The organism is Rhodanobacter aciditrophus (genome assembly GCF_050026795.1).
In the GTDB taxonomy this organism is placed as follows: Bacteria; Pseudomonadota; Gammaproteobacteria; order Xanthomonadales; family Rhodanobacteraceae; genus Rhodanobacter_A.
On sequence record NZ_JALBWP010000012.1, the window covers coordinates 795,676 to 811,076 of the forward strand.

14 protein-coding genes are annotated in these 15,401 nt (G+C 61.8%); 4 read left to right on the forward strand and 10 right to left on the reverse strand.

The features are described 5' to 3' along the window. Positions 1–159: 159 nt before the first annotated feature. Complete coding sequence (locus ACQGNW_RS16770; RefSeq protein WP_426664469.1) at positions 160–1,035, reverse strand: nuclease-related domain-containing protein; 876 nt, start codon at positions 1,033–1,035, stop codon at positions 160–162. A 311-nt stretch (positions 1,036–1,346) separates the two neighbouring features. Then, positions 1,347–1,505 carry a hypothetical protein gene (locus ACQGNW_RS16775; RefSeq protein ID WP_426664471.1) on the reverse strand — a complete coding sequence of 53 codons (159 nt, stop codon included), beginning with the start codon at positions 1,503–1,505 and terminating at the stop codon, positions 1,347–1,349. A gap of 155 nt (positions 1,506–1,660) precedes the next feature. Between ACQGNW_RS16775 and ACQGNW_RS16780 the strand changes: the two genes are divergently transcribed. Further along, positions 1,661–3,142 carry a DUF2779 domain-containing protein gene (locus tag ACQGNW_RS16780; protein WP_426664473.1) on the forward strand — a complete coding sequence of 494 codons (1,482 nt, stop codon included), beginning with the start codon at positions 1,661–1,663 and terminating at the stop codon, positions 3,140–3,142. A 182-nt stretch (positions 3,143–3,324) separates the two neighbouring features. On the opposite strand, the gene ACQGNW_RS16785 is transcribed toward ACQGNW_RS16780, so the two are convergent. Continuing rightward, entirely contained in the window at positions 3,325–3,744 is a 420-nt protein-coding gene (locus tag ACQGNW_RS16785) for a hypothetical protein (RefSeq protein ID WP_426664475.1), read from the reverse strand. Positions 3,745–4,328: 584 nt separating this feature from the next. After that, entirely contained in the window at positions 4,329–5,036 is a 708-nt protein-coding gene (locus ACQGNW_RS16790) for a hypothetical protein (protein WP_426664477.1), read from the reverse strand. A gap of 632 nt (positions 5,037–5,668) precedes the next feature. Between ACQGNW_RS16790 and ACQGNW_RS16795 the strand changes: the two genes are divergently transcribed. Together ACQGNW_RS16795 and ACQGNW_RS16800 are read left to right on the forward strand one after the other, a co-directional pair. Next, positions 5,669–6,664 carry a helix-turn-helix transcriptional regulator gene (locus ACQGNW_RS16795; RefSeq protein ID WP_426664479.1) on the forward strand — a complete coding sequence of 332 codons (996 nt, stop codon included), beginning with the start codon at positions 5,669–5,671 and terminating at the stop codon, positions 6,662–6,664. Between the two features lie 119 nt (positions 6,665–6,783). Further along, positions 6,784–7,080 (forward strand): hypothetical protein, encoded by a 297-nt coding sequence (locus ACQGNW_RS16800; RefSeq protein WP_426664481.1) that lies wholly within the window; start codon positions 6,784–6,786, stop codon positions 7,078–7,080. 17 nt (positions 7,081–7,097) lie between these two features. Here ACQGNW_RS16800 and ACQGNW_RS16805 read toward each other — a convergent pair whose 3' ends face one another. After that, on the reverse strand, positions 7,098–9,275 hold the full coding sequence (locus ACQGNW_RS16805) for an AAA family ATPase (RefSeq protein WP_426664483.1): 2,178 nt from the start codon (positions 9,273–9,275) through the stop codon (positions 7,098–7,100). Between the two features lie 39 nt (positions 9,276–9,314). Then, positions 9,315–10,046: a hypothetical protein gene (locus ACQGNW_RS16810; RefSeq protein WP_426664485.1), complete on the reverse strand. Its 732-nt coding sequence runs from the start codon at positions 10,044–10,046 to the stop codon at positions 9,315–9,317. Between ACQGNW_RS16810 and ACQGNW_RS16815 the strand changes: the two genes are divergently transcribed. Continuing rightward, positions 10,003–10,611: a hypothetical protein gene (locus ACQGNW_RS16815; protein ID WP_426664487.1), complete on the forward strand. Its 609-nt coding sequence runs from the start codon at positions 10,003–10,005 to the stop codon at positions 10,609–10,611. The two genes, ACQGNW_RS16810 and ACQGNW_RS16815, sit on opposite strands and share 44 nt — an antisense overlap. Before the next feature lie 23 nt (positions 10,612–10,634). Here ACQGNW_RS16815 and ACQGNW_RS16820 read toward each other — a convergent pair whose 3' ends face one another. The 4 genes from ACQGNW_RS16820 to ACQGNW_RS16835 form a co-directional block, all read right to left on the reverse strand. Beyond that, positions 10,635–10,946, reverse strand: a complete 312-nt coding sequence (locus ACQGNW_RS16820; RefSeq protein ID WP_426664488.1) for a hypothetical protein — start codon at positions 10,944–10,946, stop codon at positions 10,635–10,637. Between the two features lie 45 nt (positions 10,947–10,991). Continuing rightward, complete coding sequence (locus tag ACQGNW_RS16825; protein WP_426664490.1) at positions 10,992–11,345, reverse strand: hypothetical protein; 354 nt, start codon at positions 11,343–11,345, stop codon at positions 10,992–10,994. Then, on the reverse strand, positions 11,342–11,641 hold the full coding sequence (locus ACQGNW_RS16830; RefSeq protein ID WP_426664492.1) for a hypothetical protein: 300 nt from the start codon (positions 11,639–11,641) through the stop codon (positions 11,342–11,344). Before ACQGNW_RS16830 ends, ACQGNW_RS16825 begins: the two co-directional genes overlap by 4 nt. Before the next feature lie 2,235 nt (positions 11,642–13,876). Then, positions 13,877–14,992: a tyrosine-type recombinase/integrase gene (locus tag ACQGNW_RS16835; protein ID WP_426664494.1), complete on the reverse strand. Its 1,116-nt coding sequence runs from the start codon at positions 14,990–14,992 to the stop codon at positions 13,877–13,879. Positions 14,993–15,401 lie beyond the last annotated feature (409 nt).

Consider the following 15,401-nt stretch of genomic DNA (forward strand, 5'->3'; position numbering starts at 1 on the left):
GGAAAGGTACGCATCGACCTACTGCCCCATCCCTTGCCTACTGCCCCGCCTCATCCAGCATGGCGCTGGCATGGATGGTGCTGATGGCACCGACCTCATCGCCAGACTCCGTGTCAAAGACGCCTTGACGAGGGATGCCAACACGGGGACCGATGACCCTCATCGATGCGTTGCATCACCTTGGCGACCTTCATGTCGTCGCGCATGCCACGTGTGATCCCTGGTGATCAGCGCCACGACCCTCTGGACGTCCAGCGGCGACGTCAATGGCGCAGCACAACTGGTGAAAAGTCCGCGAATGTCGAGCTGTGATACCGTGCCAACGAAGTTGACGCCGAGCCCCTTCACGTTGCCGAGGCGTGCCTGCGGATGAGTCAGGACGACGGCCCGAAGGATCGGCGGCGGGGTCTGGCGCTTGGCGAGAAAGGTGGCGAGATCCTTCAGCACTTCGTTGACCTGTCCGGCCGGGCTGCGCCCTCCCCGATCACGGATCGGCTCGTTCCGGCCGACGCAGTTGCCATACCGGTCGTAACGGTCGCGTGTCCAAGATTCACCGTCCACATGCACCACACCGGCGATGTGCTTGACCTCGATACCAAGGACACCCGGTGGCCCCACCACGAGCAGGTCGGCCTCGCCCTTGCCATTCCTGTACCCGGCCAAGACCACCCACGCCGGGCCCAACTGCGCCATGAGTTGCGCCTGAACCTTGCCCTCACCCTCGTGGCCGGCGGCCCAGACCTGTTCCTGATAGCCCAGAGCCATCGGGAGCGGACGCACAGGTGGCCGCGTGAACAGGGCATGCCCCACGAGACGCAGGGTAGCGATTATCCATGCTCCCACCCGCCGATCACGCCAGGTCCTTCTTGCCGCGACGCGGCGCACCCAGCGGGTGGCCTCGTAGTCGCGCTGCGCCTCCTCCCACACCTGCAACCGTTCGGCATCGCACGCCGCACGCGCCTCCCGCGCTTCGCGAAGCTTGTCGCCTGTGTGATCCGAAAGCGCGATGACCTGCAGGGTGCCCTGATCGCCCATGTGAAATCCTCCTCGAAGTTCGCCGTGCCGTCTTGGGTATCCCCGTCATCGCACAGGTAGCGGATTGCGCAAGCGGTCGCGTGCCCACGCAACTTCAGAACTTCAATGTCCATGCGGGACAGCGGTCATTTTGGACTACATGTCACGCTGTAGCCGATCATGATCATCGACAAGGATGATCGCGCTATCGCATCCGCGCGCCTGATCCAGACCCGCTGGTGTAACGAGGCCTCTCGCGCGCGGAAGCGCAACCGGCCGAATTTTTCCTTCACCGGCAGGGCCACGACCTGCGGCGCACCGCGCCGGTCGGTTTAGTGCAGGAGACTGCCGCAAAGCTCGTCCAGCAAGGCATGCCAGCCATCCCCCACCATGCATCCCCAGCCCATGCCGCTTTCGCGTGGAGGGACCTGGAGTCCTGCGGAGATAGGGGGATAGCTGTCGTACAAGGCCTGTTCCAGTTCCGGGCTCATGGCGCATCCTGATGATTGGATGCCGTATTTCATCGTCCCGGTAAGACACCGGGCGTCGCCCGACCCACCATCATCGCGCATGCGGCTAGCGACACTACTTGTCGCAGTCGTGGGTAGGATGCCCCTGGTCCATCCACTCTGCCGCAGGCCCATCGATGCCCACCCCCACCATCACCCGCCTCTCGAAGTCGCGCATCGTCTCCGGCCTCCAATGCGAGCGCCGCCTGTGGCTGGAAACGTATCGGCGCGATGCAATGGAAATTCCAGCCGGAAGCCAAGCCGTTTTCGACACCGGCAACGCAGTTGGCGAGCTGGCCAGGCAGCTCTACGGCCCTGGCTTGCTGATCGGCCACGTGGACAACACGTCCAGGGCCCTCGCCGAGACAGCCGAGGCCCTGCAACGGACCGGCAAGCGCCAGACGCTGTTCGAGGCGGCCTTCCAGCACAAGGACGTCCTGGTCCGCGCGGATGTCCTGAGGCCCGTCCCGGGTGGCTATGACCTGGTCGAGGTGAAGTCCTCCACCTCCGTGAAGGACTACCACCTCATCGACTGCGCCATCCAGGCCTGGGTGATCCAAAACGCAGGCATCCCGCTTCGCCGCGTGTACCTGGCACACATCAACACTGCGTTCGTTTACGAGGGCGACGGCGACTACAGCGGCCTGCTGGTGGTAGAGGATGTCACGGACTCGCTGGCCGACCTCAGGGAACAGGTGCCCGCCTGGGTGCACAGGCTCCAGAAAGTCCTACGTGGCGACGAGCCCTCCGTCGCCACGGGCGAACAGTGCTCCAAGCCCTTCGAATGCCCCTTCTTCGAGCATTGCCGTGTGCAAGAGCCCAAGGGCCCCAAGTACCCGGTCACAATCCTCCCGCGATCCGCCGCACTCATCCACGCGCTCCTCGGCGAGGGGTACGTGGATCTCAGGAAGGTTCCCGCCGGACGGCTGACCAATCCGATCCACCAGCGCATCCGCCATGCCTCGGTCACGGGGCGGCCCTTCCTCGATCCGGCCGTGGCCGGACAACTCGATGGGCTCGGCTATCCGCGCCACTACCTCGACTTCGAGACGATCAACTTCGCCATCCCGCGCTGGGCGGGCACGCGCCCCTACCAGCAAGTCCCATTCCAATGGTCATGCCATATCGAACAGCGCGATGGCAGCCTCAAGGAACACGCCTTCCTCGATTTGAGCGGCGACGATCCGACGCGCAACTTCGCGGAGTCCCTGCTTCGCTCGCTGGGCACGCGCGGCCCCATCCTCGTCTACAACAAGGTTTTCGAGGCCGGGAGGGTCGTGGACCTGGCCGACTGGTTCCCGGACCTAGCGGATGCCTTGCTGGCCTTGAACGAACGCATGGTGGACCTGCTGCCCATCACGCGAGAGCACTACTACCATCCCGCCATGATGGGGTCGTGGTCCATCAAGAAGGTATTGCCCACCGTTGCACCCGAGCTCGACTACGACGACCTGGACGATGTCGCCGACGGCGGCCAGGCGCAGCTGGCCTATCTCGAAGCCATCCACCCGGAGACGCCCGTCGACCGGCGCACCACCTTGGACACGGCGCTTCGCCGCTACTGCGGCCAGGACACGATCGCGATGGTTCGCCTGCTCCAGGCGTTGGCGGGCCGTTGATCCGGCACCCACTGCAAAACACCATCCGCCCACCCATCATCGCCAAAGCCACTGACCAGCGTCGTCACCCATCGACCGCTTCCGCCATCGTGTCCAACCACCTGCAGCTTCCGGTCGGGTTGCCACCTTTTCCGACGGGCACTGAACACTTCGCTGACCAGACCAAGGGAAAGCGTGGCACCTTAATGGAGCGATCTTGAAGGCCTAGGCGCCATACCGGGATTCAACTGAACCATGTCCGTTGAAGTCGGTGGTGCTGCCAGTTGCGCCACGATGCTTGGTAGGGCGGAAACAGCGATTTCCAGCTGTTCCATTTGAGCGAACAACTGCCCGGCGCAAGCCTTGCCTTCGCGGCTCGCATTCTCCCACTCGGCCTTGACCTGACCGTAGCCGGCCGCAAAACACAGCTCGAGTAGGGCTGCATCAGGCACGTGCGCGACGAACTGCCTCACCAAATGCGATGCAACCAACATGTCATTGGCCAACGCGGCAGATGCGCTGCCGGGGCGCTCGGCCTTCATCTGCTCAGCAATGAACTCGCATCGGGTGACGAACTTGCCGATCCTCGACAGCAGAGCCCGCTTCTCGGCTTTATCAGTCATATGTCGGCCACATCTGGATCGCGCCATACGCGCCGGAGCTCATCAGGCCGGACGATCGCACTGCCCCAAGACCCGTGCGACCCAGAGCCCGATGCGGGCGTCATTCGCGGTCGTTCCCTCAAGACCGGGGCTACTAGGCGGTACCTTGAGCGACCAGAGCGCCCTCGGGCTGAGATGCGGGACCTCGATGCAAGCGTTGCAAGTGAGTCGATTGGCAACCAAGGACTTCACGTACTGGGCCTTCTTGCCACACCATACGACCAGGTCGCAGTCCTTCAATTCACGAACTACGCGGCCCGTATTACTGGGGCCATCAATTTCATCCGCAGTGGCTTCCGATCGTCCATGGTTTTGCTTCGGCCAGATTGGCTTGTCGTAGGCATTCGTAATGCGGTAGTCGTACCTGTCGCTCGATTCAAATAGGTCGGGCCGTCTACCGTGGAGGACGGCGAGGGCGGACTCCAGGTTCCTTCCTGTGGCGCCAGCGACGGGCCGAGAGTCGCCCTTTTCGTAGCGACCGGGCACACTGAAGACAAAGGCGGTACTTAGTTTTCCCTGCCAGAAGTGCGGAGCTGCGTTAGGACTCATAGGTTCTCCCGATCTACAGCGAGTAGCCACATTTTGACCTGCTGCTGGGGTGATGCCAGAAAGGCCACCAAGCTGAACTCTCCGAAATCCGCAGGTTCAAGCACCATCGCGACTGCCTTGTCGAAACCACGCATGGAGCCGGGCCGAGCCGGTGCGCAAATGGTGAGCCAGAAGGCCGCGGTGGGTCCAATTGCAGCCAGGGTGCGGCGCGTCTTACGGTGGAGGCCTTCCGACGCTCGGGCCAGCGTCGGAGCTTGGTACGCGAAGAGCCGGGCAACTCCGCCCGGCTTGAGCATGACCCTCACATCTGCTTCGTCAACCCCAATCGGGCCTTCGTAGCTCGTGGACAGGACTGTGCATATGAGGAGCTGAAGCAATGCTTCCCGGCAGCTCCCAAGATAGGTGAGTCGAACCGTTGGGACACCTTGAATACGCCGCGGAGCGCCTTCGAGCTCCCGACATAGCAATATCGGCGTGTACTTTGGTAGCGCCAACAAGGGCGCCAGCGACGGGGTCCAAAGGACCACAACATGCCACGCGTCATCCGGGGGTGCGTGGTCGAGCGGCCATACTTGGCAGTCGATAGCCGGATCCAAGTTGTCGAGGTTGCCAAGGGCCGCCACGTCGTCACTTTGCCCAAGCACGTAAACCCGCGTCCGCGGCTTTTCGTACGGAAACAACAGCAGCGGGATGGATTCGCCCATGGATACTTACCTTGGTGAGCGTGCGTGTGGATTTTCGCGCTCGTCCGTCTCACTGGGCGAGACGAGAAGGGAAAGTGCCCGCCTGCGCTGGTCCCGATGGAACCCCCCAGCTGGTGGTCTACGCCCACTGTAAGCAATGCCGCCGCTCCCAGAAGCAAAGTCACCACGAGGAAGTCCCAAGGCCTCGCTCTCTGGTAAATATTCTACAAAGCGTGCCTCGCCCAGCTCGGCGTCATGTCCACCAAGTCCAAAACGACTTCAAGGGAAACTGGAAAAATACGGCCAGTACGAGGCCATCGCGATCATGCGCCGTGGTTACCGTCCTCCTGCTGCCGGTGCAGGTTCACCTGCGCAAGACGCTGGAAGTCCAATGGCACGCCGAAGACACCCGGGATGACTCCACCGCCATGCTGCCGTTTCGCCAGCCCCCACGGGCGCCTCTTCCACCGCATCTGGCGGGGCTTGGGAAGCGTGTTGGACGCGGTGAACCCGTGCGTGCCGGAGCAATGCAGGCCGTCGGTGGACGACTACGCTCCGAACCAGGCGACCACACCCAGACACGACACTACATGTCGCATGGCATGACACGATGGCACCAACCCCGACCAGGGACTTCGAACCAGGAAGCCGCCATGAACGATACCTCCCTGCGCTATTTGGAGATGCTGAAACTGATTCCCCGCCTTCCGAATGGCATCACGGCGACGGAATTGCACCGCAAGTTGCAGGACCTCGGCCACGAGATCGACAAGCGAAGCATCGAGCGGGATCTCATCAAGCTTTCCGGGATGTTCCCGCTGACCAGCAGCGAGGGTCGGCCGGCTAAATGGAGTTGGCTACGCGAGGCCGAGCTGACCCACCTGCCGGCCCTGAATCCCGCGGCTGCGCTGACCCTGGAACTGGCGCATCGCCATCTGGCTGCGCTTTTGCCGCACAACGCTCTCGTGGCCCTGGAGTCGCTGTTCAAGTCGGCGCGCAAGGTGTTGGACGAAACCACCCAGACCGGGTTGGCGCGCTGGTCGGACAAGGTGGCTGCCGTGCCGGAAAACCAGCCGCTGATGCCCGCATCCATTTCCGCAAGCGTGCATGAAACCGTCCACCAGGCACTGCTGGCGGGAAAGCGCCTTGAGATCAGCTATCAGGCGGCAGGCCAGGAGCGCCCCAAGCGCTATCCGGTCAACCCGCTGGGTCTGGTCAGCCGAGGCGGCGGCTACTACCTGGTGGCCACCGCCCGCGACTACCCGGATCCACGCAACTTCGCACTGCATCGCATGGTTTCCGCCACCTTGCTGGACGACCCGTCCATTAAGCCGGCCGGCTTCAACCTGCAGCGCTACATTGCCGGGCACGGTTTCGAGTTGCCGCTCGGTGGCGACATCAACCTCGAACTGCGCGTCTCCCCCTGGCTGGCCAGTTACCTGGACGAACGCAAGCTGTCACCAGACCAGACGCTCACGCCCATTCGCGGCCGCGAGGAACAACGCCTCAATGCCACTGTGGCCAATACCGACCAGTTGCGCTGGTGGTTGCGCAGCTTCGGGCCGAATGTCGAGGTGGTCAAGCCGGCCTCGCTGCGCCGGAAACTGGCCGACGAGTTCGCCGAGATGGCGGAGCTCCACCAGGGGTAGGAACTCCAAAGCGACACTCGATGACGCTGGGATTCGACGTACCATATCCGTGCCCATGCTTCGCTACGACGGTATCTGAATCGAAGATGTTCTCGTAAACCCCATGACCAAGGAACCCCATGAGCACGTGGCCCAACGCTAGATTCGACATCCTATATTACGATGACAAAGCCGACTCTAACGAGCCATGCGAAGTCATCCTCGCTGGTGACGAACTGACCGTGTCGTATTACAACGAACACATTGAAGGCTATGTCATCTACAAAGGCAAGGAAATCGCCCCAGGTCACTTTGAACTGACCGCACCTATGGTCAAAGGCCATGCCACCCTACACCGCTTTCTCGATGCCGAAGTCTTGGTCGGTGAATGGATTGAGGACGGCTATAAAGGGATGTGGCGTATTGAGCTAAATTGAGCGGCCGTCAGCGCTGCTCAATGCACAAATCCGATCTTGGGTTTGGATACCGCCTTGAACATCGTTTCACCCTTCAGGGCCTCCAGGAAATCCCCAAAGTTGACCGCTGCATGGAATCGCTGTTGGCGCATCACAGCAGCGAAATCGCCCGGCGTGACATACTCCAGATGGTCGGCAGCGACGCGCTCCAGATCGCTCGGCAATGCGAGGCCCAGTCTCTCGCCGTATCGCCGCAGCAAGCCAGCAGCCTGCCACGCCTGCAGGTAATCGAACCTCACCTTCAGGTCGAATCGTCGTAGCGCAGCTTGATCCAGCCCAACCATCAGGTTGGTCGACGCAACGAACACACCCTCGAAGGCTTCCATCTGCGTCAGCATTTCGTTGACCAGGGTTGCCTCCCAACTGCGGCTCGCGCCCTCGCGGTCGCGCAGGAAGCTGTCCACCTCGTCGATGAGCAGCAACGCGCCATCGCGTGAGGCCGCGCAAAATGCCGCGGCGATGTTCTGCTCGTTCTCACCGACGTACGGCGACATCAGGTCCGAGGCACGCTTCACCAGCAAGGGCATATCCAACTGCTCGGCCAGCCAGCGGCCGTAGGCCGTCTTGCCCGTGCCAGGCGGCCCGTACAGGCACAGGCGCGCCGAACGGACATCCTTGAGCCGCTCGGCGATCCCCTTCAGATCCACGTCGGCATTGATGAAGGCCGGGTCGTAGATGTCAGGCAACTGTTGCGCGTCCTTTCCACCCACACGGGCATGGCCCTGCGCCGTCAGCGTACTGCCCACCAGATGGAGCAAGACCTTCCCAGCCTGCTCATGCGGCAGGCTGGATCCCAGTCGGCGCATGACGTCATTGGCTTGCGCCACCACGGCTGGCGCAAGCTTTTCTTCCTGCGCCAGTCGCCGGATGACGCCATCGTCAACCGCATCCGCGCACAGCGCACGCACGATGCGTTCGCGCTGCGCCCTGGGTGGAACGGGGACTTCCACCACCATGTCGAAGCGACGGATGAAGGCGGGGTCCATGTCATCGATCCGGTTGGACAACCACAGCGTCGGGACCGCATTGCCCTCCAGCAGGCGATTCATCCACGCCTTGTGCGACTTGGCCGTGCTTTCCCGCATCAGGCCGCCGTCGTTGAACACGTCTTCCGTTTCATCGAATACGATCATGGCGTCCCGGCTGGCGAAGAAGCATTGGCCTGCCCGCACGGCACGCAGGCGCTTTTCTGCATCAAGCGGGTCACCATCCTCATCGGCACCGGCCACCTCGAACAGCTCGCAACCCACCTCGGCAGCAAGTACCCGCGCGAGCTGGCTCTTGCCCGTGCCCGGCGGCCCATGCAGGAAGACGTTTACGCCGGCAAGACCTTCCCGCAGCACCTGCTTCAGGTAAGGCACAAGGATGTCTAGCGGGGTGTCCAGGTGCTGGTAATCCGCCAGCGTCAACGTCGCCTGGGAAGCCACCTCCACCTTGCCGCGAAGCAGTTCAGCCGGATCCGCTTCCTCTCCCAGCATGACGTCCACGAAGTTGCCGGAGATGACATCCAGCCGATTTTTCAGGTCGAAGCAGCTATCCCTGTCCAGCTTCACCAGTCCAGACCGTGACAACACGCTTCGGCTGGAAAACGCATTTCGGACAAGAGCCTCCGGAAGGTGCAGGATGCTGGAAAGATTGGCATACAGTTGCTGCAAGGATTGATCGCCGAGGTAACTTGCTGCCACGCCTAGATGTTTGTCGCTGTGGATCATGACGGCAAAAGCAAGTACGGCCTGCTCGATCTCGTTCAAACCAATCAGATCGGCCATACGCCGGATGTTTCGCCTCAGCGTTTCGGGGCAATCGCATTTCCTTGCCACCCGCTCAATCTCACGATGACGGCTGCGCAACTCGGCGATCACCTTGCCTTGGTCGAATTCTTCGTATTGCCTGTCCACCCAGTCTCCCAAGCCAACGGCGCGGGCCACGCCGTCGTTCTCGAGGTACTCCTTCTGGACAAGCCCGCGGAACCCATGCAGTGGCACGAGGCAGCGCAGCATCCATAGGCAGACGATGGCCGGAGCTTCGACTTCCGCCACGGAATGGTCGACGATCGTGCGCTTTTTTCTTGTCCTGATGGTCATGGAGACAGTCCCTTTGTTCCATGCCATCATCCGTATTGAAGCGACATACGGCGTCGCCTTCTTCTCGGTCACACGCCCATTCATTGAAGCGGTGCTGATGCAAATTCCCGGCTAGACCACGGGATATGCTATGGCCTCGAAGTCGTCGCCTTCGGCCTGCATCATCACCTCGAGCATGATGGGCACCAGCGTCCCCAGGATCGAGGCGCCATCCTTCACCTGTGCCCGGTTGGTCTTTCCACCCCACGTGGCGCCACCGTGCACCAACTGGTTCCGGAGCACATAGAGGCGATCCAGCACGATGGAGAGCAGCGTGCCCGTTTCCTTGCCCATCAAGGCCTTCATGGCGACCTTCTTGCTGGCAACGAACGAAGCTTCCCAGGCCCCGCTGGAATCATGATCACGCAATGCCCGCCAGAACGGCTCAAAGACATGCTTGTTTTCGACCAGCGTACGGACGGGACCGCTGAACTCGCTGAACAGCGCGTGGTGGAGCCTGTCCCCGCCGTCCAGCGCAAGCAGCTTGTCGATGAACTGCTTCACCCGCTGGCGCTCGGCTTGCTCGAAGCCGAATTCGCTGGCATAGGCGGCATTGAAGGCGATCCACAGAAAGATGTAACGGGCATCGGGATCGGCCGTCTCCTGCTCTGCACGCGTCAGCCAACTGATCGCGCGATGGATGCGGACGCGCAGCGCCTCCGGCTGGCCATCCCGCATGCGTCGGTGCCGATCCTTCAATGCTTTTGCGTCGATCATCGTCTCCCCTGTCCCTGTAGACTTCCCAACATAGGCCATCTGGATGGGCTCCGACGCCTTGTCGAACAACGCGGCCACGTCGATCACGATCCGCTTCGTCCTCAACAAGGGGGACGGTGGGAAGTTTCCTGCCCGCCGTGATTTCTCGCCAAGCGAAATCGCCGACCTACGCCAGTGCCTGGCCTTCGTTCTCGAACTCGACCCCGGTAGCATACCTTCCGCATGGAAAGCGGCATGGAAAGCGAAGATCCTTGAGGTGACGTTCCTGTACGACGGCATCACTCCCATCCAAGGCGAGAACTTCGGCTACCGGTTCCAGGCCCGCAAAAGCTATCTTCAAGGCTACCCCGCGCCGATCCTCCGGTTTCTCCTGGATCGCCCAGTAAGGCCATCTCTATTGTGCAGGGTCCTGTCCGGCTCCTGGTTCAGCCTGACCACCGCGTCCCTGTCGGACGCGGACGCGACGCCTTATTACGCCGAAGACCACAACGGCTATACGTCGGCGCTGCCGTCTGCGGAAATCCCTGAATGGCTTGCCATGCTCGAACACCACCATGCGTTAAGCGGCAAGACTTTCGCCTTCCCTGATGGCCTGCCAGAGTACGGCCATCGGTTCAATGCCACCGACTTCGCCTTGCCACCCCACGGTTGAAGTCCAGCTGCAAGTCCGGACCGTCAGCGGCGCAGGCGCTGCCATGCGGCGATCAAGGCATCGCCGACCGCCAAGGCCAAGCACCCGAAGATTCCCAAGGCCATCACCAGCATCGCTATTGCCAGCAACCCACTGGCGACGAGGACAGGGAGTACCACAACTTCGAATGGCCAGTGTCCCGGCGCCAGGTCCGGCGGGCACCCGCGGACAACCCAACCGACCAGGCCAAGCAGGTACAGCAGCCCTACAAGGACCGGGGCCCCCACCGTCAGGCGCAACACGAGCGCAAGACAGCCGGTGACCGAGTTTTTACTGGACTTATGCGACATGGACATGGGCGCTCCTTCCTTCGATGATCATTCCCGTCACCGGGGGTCTGGTCACCACAAAACCACCAAAGCCGATTCGCGCAAGCGCGTCCGATAACCCCTTGCCTTAACCGAGGCCTTCTGGCCTTGGATCGCCAGTGCAGTGGGACAATGGGTCAATGTCCTCCCGTGACGCGGGGCTGCGACGAGACCTGCGATGAGGTAGTCATCGCTCTTACCTATCCCCCTAGGGCCTTCAAGGGCTATCCGCCGTACGGCGTCTTCGTCCTCCGGCTCCAGCGTCTGCGCGATCGCGAAGATGGCGCGGTCCTGATCCCGCCGCCGCTGGAATCCGGGCTTGCCGGACGCCAGCGTGGCGAGCCACAGCTTGATCGCGTCTACCGTACGGCCGCTGAGGGTGCTCATGCGACGAGGATGGCCCTGGCGTGCCGATGCTTGGCAAGGATCGGGCGAGGCGGCGGTACGCGGGCTGCCGGGTTGCCCTCGGCGGCCCACTTCTTCTCCATCGCCTGGCGAAGCCTGACCTGAGCGGGCATCAACGGGCGAAGGCCTGCCTTCATAAGGTCGCACGCATCGTACTGGCCGACGCGGTTGAGGGCTGCCTCCGGGTCGCGAGCGAACTCCTCGACCGTGACACCGAGCTCTTCGAGGTACGCGGCTTTGTAGACGCCCGGGAAGGGGTTGGTAACGTTGGTGGTCATGGCGGACTCCTGGTCCTTGGGGTGGTGCCCCCCTCGATACCATGTTCGGCCGTACGCGCAACACCATTGTCGAACACCCCCTTTTGAGAGGCACCTCGCGCGTTCTGTGTCTCTACTTGGGCACCAATTATCTACATAGATAGGTGCCCGAGTAGATGCGCGCGCGGTACTCGGGCACCTATGTTTAGGCTGCTCTTCGTGGGCGCAGTGGTGAGGGTGTTGCAGGGCGCTCGGACCATCGGTGCGACTGAACGGTGAGCTGGGCACCAGGGTGCTCCGTCCCCATGTACCTTCGATGCGGTTCCCGGGGGACTCGACCATCCCGACCGCAGCGGCAGTGACTTTCGGACAGCGGTTGAAGAGCCTCGTGCGCTCGTAGCGACACGCTGTCGAGGCTCAGGTGCGAGCGACGGCAGCGAAATGTGTGGCCGCCTTGCGCGTGTGCATTTTCGTGCGCCGCCATGCGTTCGTCTGCATCGGCGTGCGTTTTCGTGACCACCGGCACGTCAGGCCGGTTCACGTCCAGCGATTTCCTGCATCGCGGTGCGTTGGCGTGCATTGTCGTTCGCCACGTGCGATCTCGTGCGATGACGTGCGATGTCAAACCATCGCGGAGTCGGTCCGACCGCCAGCGAGTGCATTGCTGTGCATCGTGGTGCGTTTTCGTGACACGTGCGTTTTCGCACCATCGACGCGCGATTTGCTCGATACGGCCGGTTCAATGGGCGGTTTGGAGCAAGGTGCCTAGATGCCCAGTGCGAGCATGAAGACTCATCCCACAGGGGTCTGCATATATGTCGCTGCGTCGTTCTCGAAGGGCCGGCTTGTGGTCAAGTTCTGACGGCGCACGCAAATGTCGGCGTACGACAGAAAACGAACGTTTTAAACCCATTATGGAATCTTTGGATCGTACGATCCAAAATTCTTGATCCACAGGAGGAGGGATACGGCGACCGTTTCTTGACATCCCGGAGGCGAGCAACCTACGACGGGAAGTGATTGACAGCCTGCGCTATGACGATATCTAAGTCAAGCAGCGAGCACAGCGAGCAAGCATATGCGCGAATGGTGTCGTCCAACCCCGGAGGCTAGCGCATTCGTGGGCATGCGCTGGATTCGAAGCACTTGCCTAATGGATCTTTGTCCACGCGGAAGCGGTACCGTCTCCGTCAGCGCGCGTCCGAGTCCCGCACGGACGCCGACCGTCTTCACGCCACACGATACGGCTCGCTGTCGCATGCCCCGTCGGCAGCATTGCGGAAACCCAAAGGCCGGGTAAGTTGGATGCATGAACGATCCTACGCATCCACGATTAACGCTCATCCATGGCGGGCGTGGGATCTTGGAACGCCAGCTGCTCTATTTATGCGTCTATGGCTCGACAGAAGAGCTTCGCACCGCCATCGACGCGCTCAAGCCACGAGGAAAGCTCGTGCTGGTGAAACCTACTGACGCACCCTCACCATCATCACCTATCAGGCCAGGTCCACCCCACGATGAACACTCGCGCGAATGATCACGCCCATTGCCGGGGACTCGCGCGTTCGGGGCCCGTATTGAATTGGAAGCCCTCGCCTAATGCGGCCACGCATGCTGGCTCCAACGGCGAATAGGCACGTCCACAAAGTCTGCCCCCCTTTCACATGTTGGCGGGGACGTGCTGGGGTTAAACGGACGCAATTGTTCGATACGGGCCATTCAATGAGCAATTTCGAGCAAAGCGCCCCCGAGAGAGGGGGCCAAAATAGCCACACCTCATTACTCGCGGTGGACATATGAAACTAAACACCATATATCGCGGCACAGCCCCCGTGGATGCCTCGCCTCACGACCCGGACCACACGGCCCACAATGTAACGTATGGCCCGTTCGTTTCAGTGTGCCGGGCACACGGGATCAGCCGGAGCGTAGCCTACCAGTTGCTCGCCGCCGGGCACCTCGACACCTTTCTCATCGGGAGGCGCCGCTTCGTCCTAATTGACTCGCTGCGTGACCTGCCAGGCAAACTGCTCGCGGCAGAGCCTCGAGGTGAGTTGCGATCACACGCAGGCATCAACCAAGGCGGATCGCATCGTAGTGGACGCAGCGCGGCCCCGGGGCGGGCGACGCGATGCACCGGGTAGACGGCTGCCCTGACGCCCCGGCGTGCCTCCCAGCCACGCCGAAACCACTACGGCTCCGCTACCGCAACTCGGTCGAACCGGTCGCCGCTTAACACGACGCCGTCACGGATCCTTACAGCGCCAGTTCCGCCATCGCCTTTGCCGCGTGATCTTGCAGCAAGTGGCCATAGTGCTTCTCGATCATCGCTAGGGACGTGCCGGCAATCCTTGCCACTGTCAGCGAATCCATGTTGCCAACCAGCATGTCGGTGATGACGCTATGGCGCAGTGTGTAGGCACAAACGCCCGCAGGTAGCCCCGAAGCTTTCGCCGCCTTCTTGATCGGTTGCTTCCAACGCTCCTTGTTCCAGCACGAGCCGTCGTCGTAGGCGAAAAGCGGCGCGGCGGGCAGTTTGTTCTTGGCCTGCTTCTTGAACAAATCGAGGGCATCGGGTGACAAGGCTACAACACGGCCTGCTCCGGCCTTGTCGGAAGTAATGGACAGGTTGCAGTGCTTCACATTGAGATCTGCGACCGTAGCGGCGGCTAGGGCGCTGGGGCGCAAAGGCAGTAGGCACAGACCACGCACGAAAGCCTGCGCGTGCTCTTGCAGGTTCTCCACCAGCGCATGGCGCTGCTCGCGGCTCAGGTAAAGGTCACGGCGCTTCTTGACCTCACAAGACTTCACCCGCTCCCACTCGATGGCCCTGCCCGCCTCCACATAGCGCGATGCCACGGCAAAGTTGAGCGCCGCCTTCAGCGTCGACAGCGTGCGGTTTCTGCTGGCATCGGCCATATTCAGATGCGCTCGCCACTCCTTGATCTGCTCCGTGCGCAGCTTCGAAAGCTTCACCTTGGCAATGCTGCAGCCATACACCGTGCGCTTGAAGCGGCCCTCGGCATCGTCGGCATTGGCGTCGCCCTTCTCGCGGCGGCGATCCTTGACGTATGCCTTGCATGCCTCCCCGACGGTCTGCACTTCGGACGCGTCCACACCAGCATCTACCTGCCTCGCCCACGCTTGCGCCGCTTTCACGGCGTCGTCGTACGGGATCGAATCCGCGTGACCTATGGAACTGTAACGCTGGCATCCCTCGTCGTCGCGCTGACGGGCGACCCAAGTACCGCCCTGCTCCAGCTTGCGGAACCCAAGGAACAGGCCACGCCCAATTGGCGCACCCCAATAAGGCTCACGGCGAGCCGGAAGACGACAGCGGATGCGGGCCTTGTCGATGCTTTCGCGTGCCATGAACTTCACTCCGTACGGAAACTGTACGGAAAACTATAGCAAACCTCCACGGATACCGAAAGACATAAAGTGTTTTATTTCATGTACTTATATAGTCCACGGATGTCCATGAATGTCCCAAAATCTGCCTTCACACGGCAGGTGTCACAAGTTCGATCCTTGTACCGCCCACCACCGAATCGAAGACGAAGGGCCCGGCCATGCCGGGCCCTTCGTCTTTCTGCGCTTCCCGCGGCCCTGTTCTACCCTGCAATCCGCGGCGCCTCCCCGCGCCGATGCGCCCTGTGCCGGCATTTCAATTTCCCGCCGCTCAAACGTCAGGTCCCGGATGGACGAGAGTCCCGTCCCGGAGCCGGAGGGGGCAGGGACGGATTCGCCGCAACGAAATCCGGCATCGCAGTCGATGCAT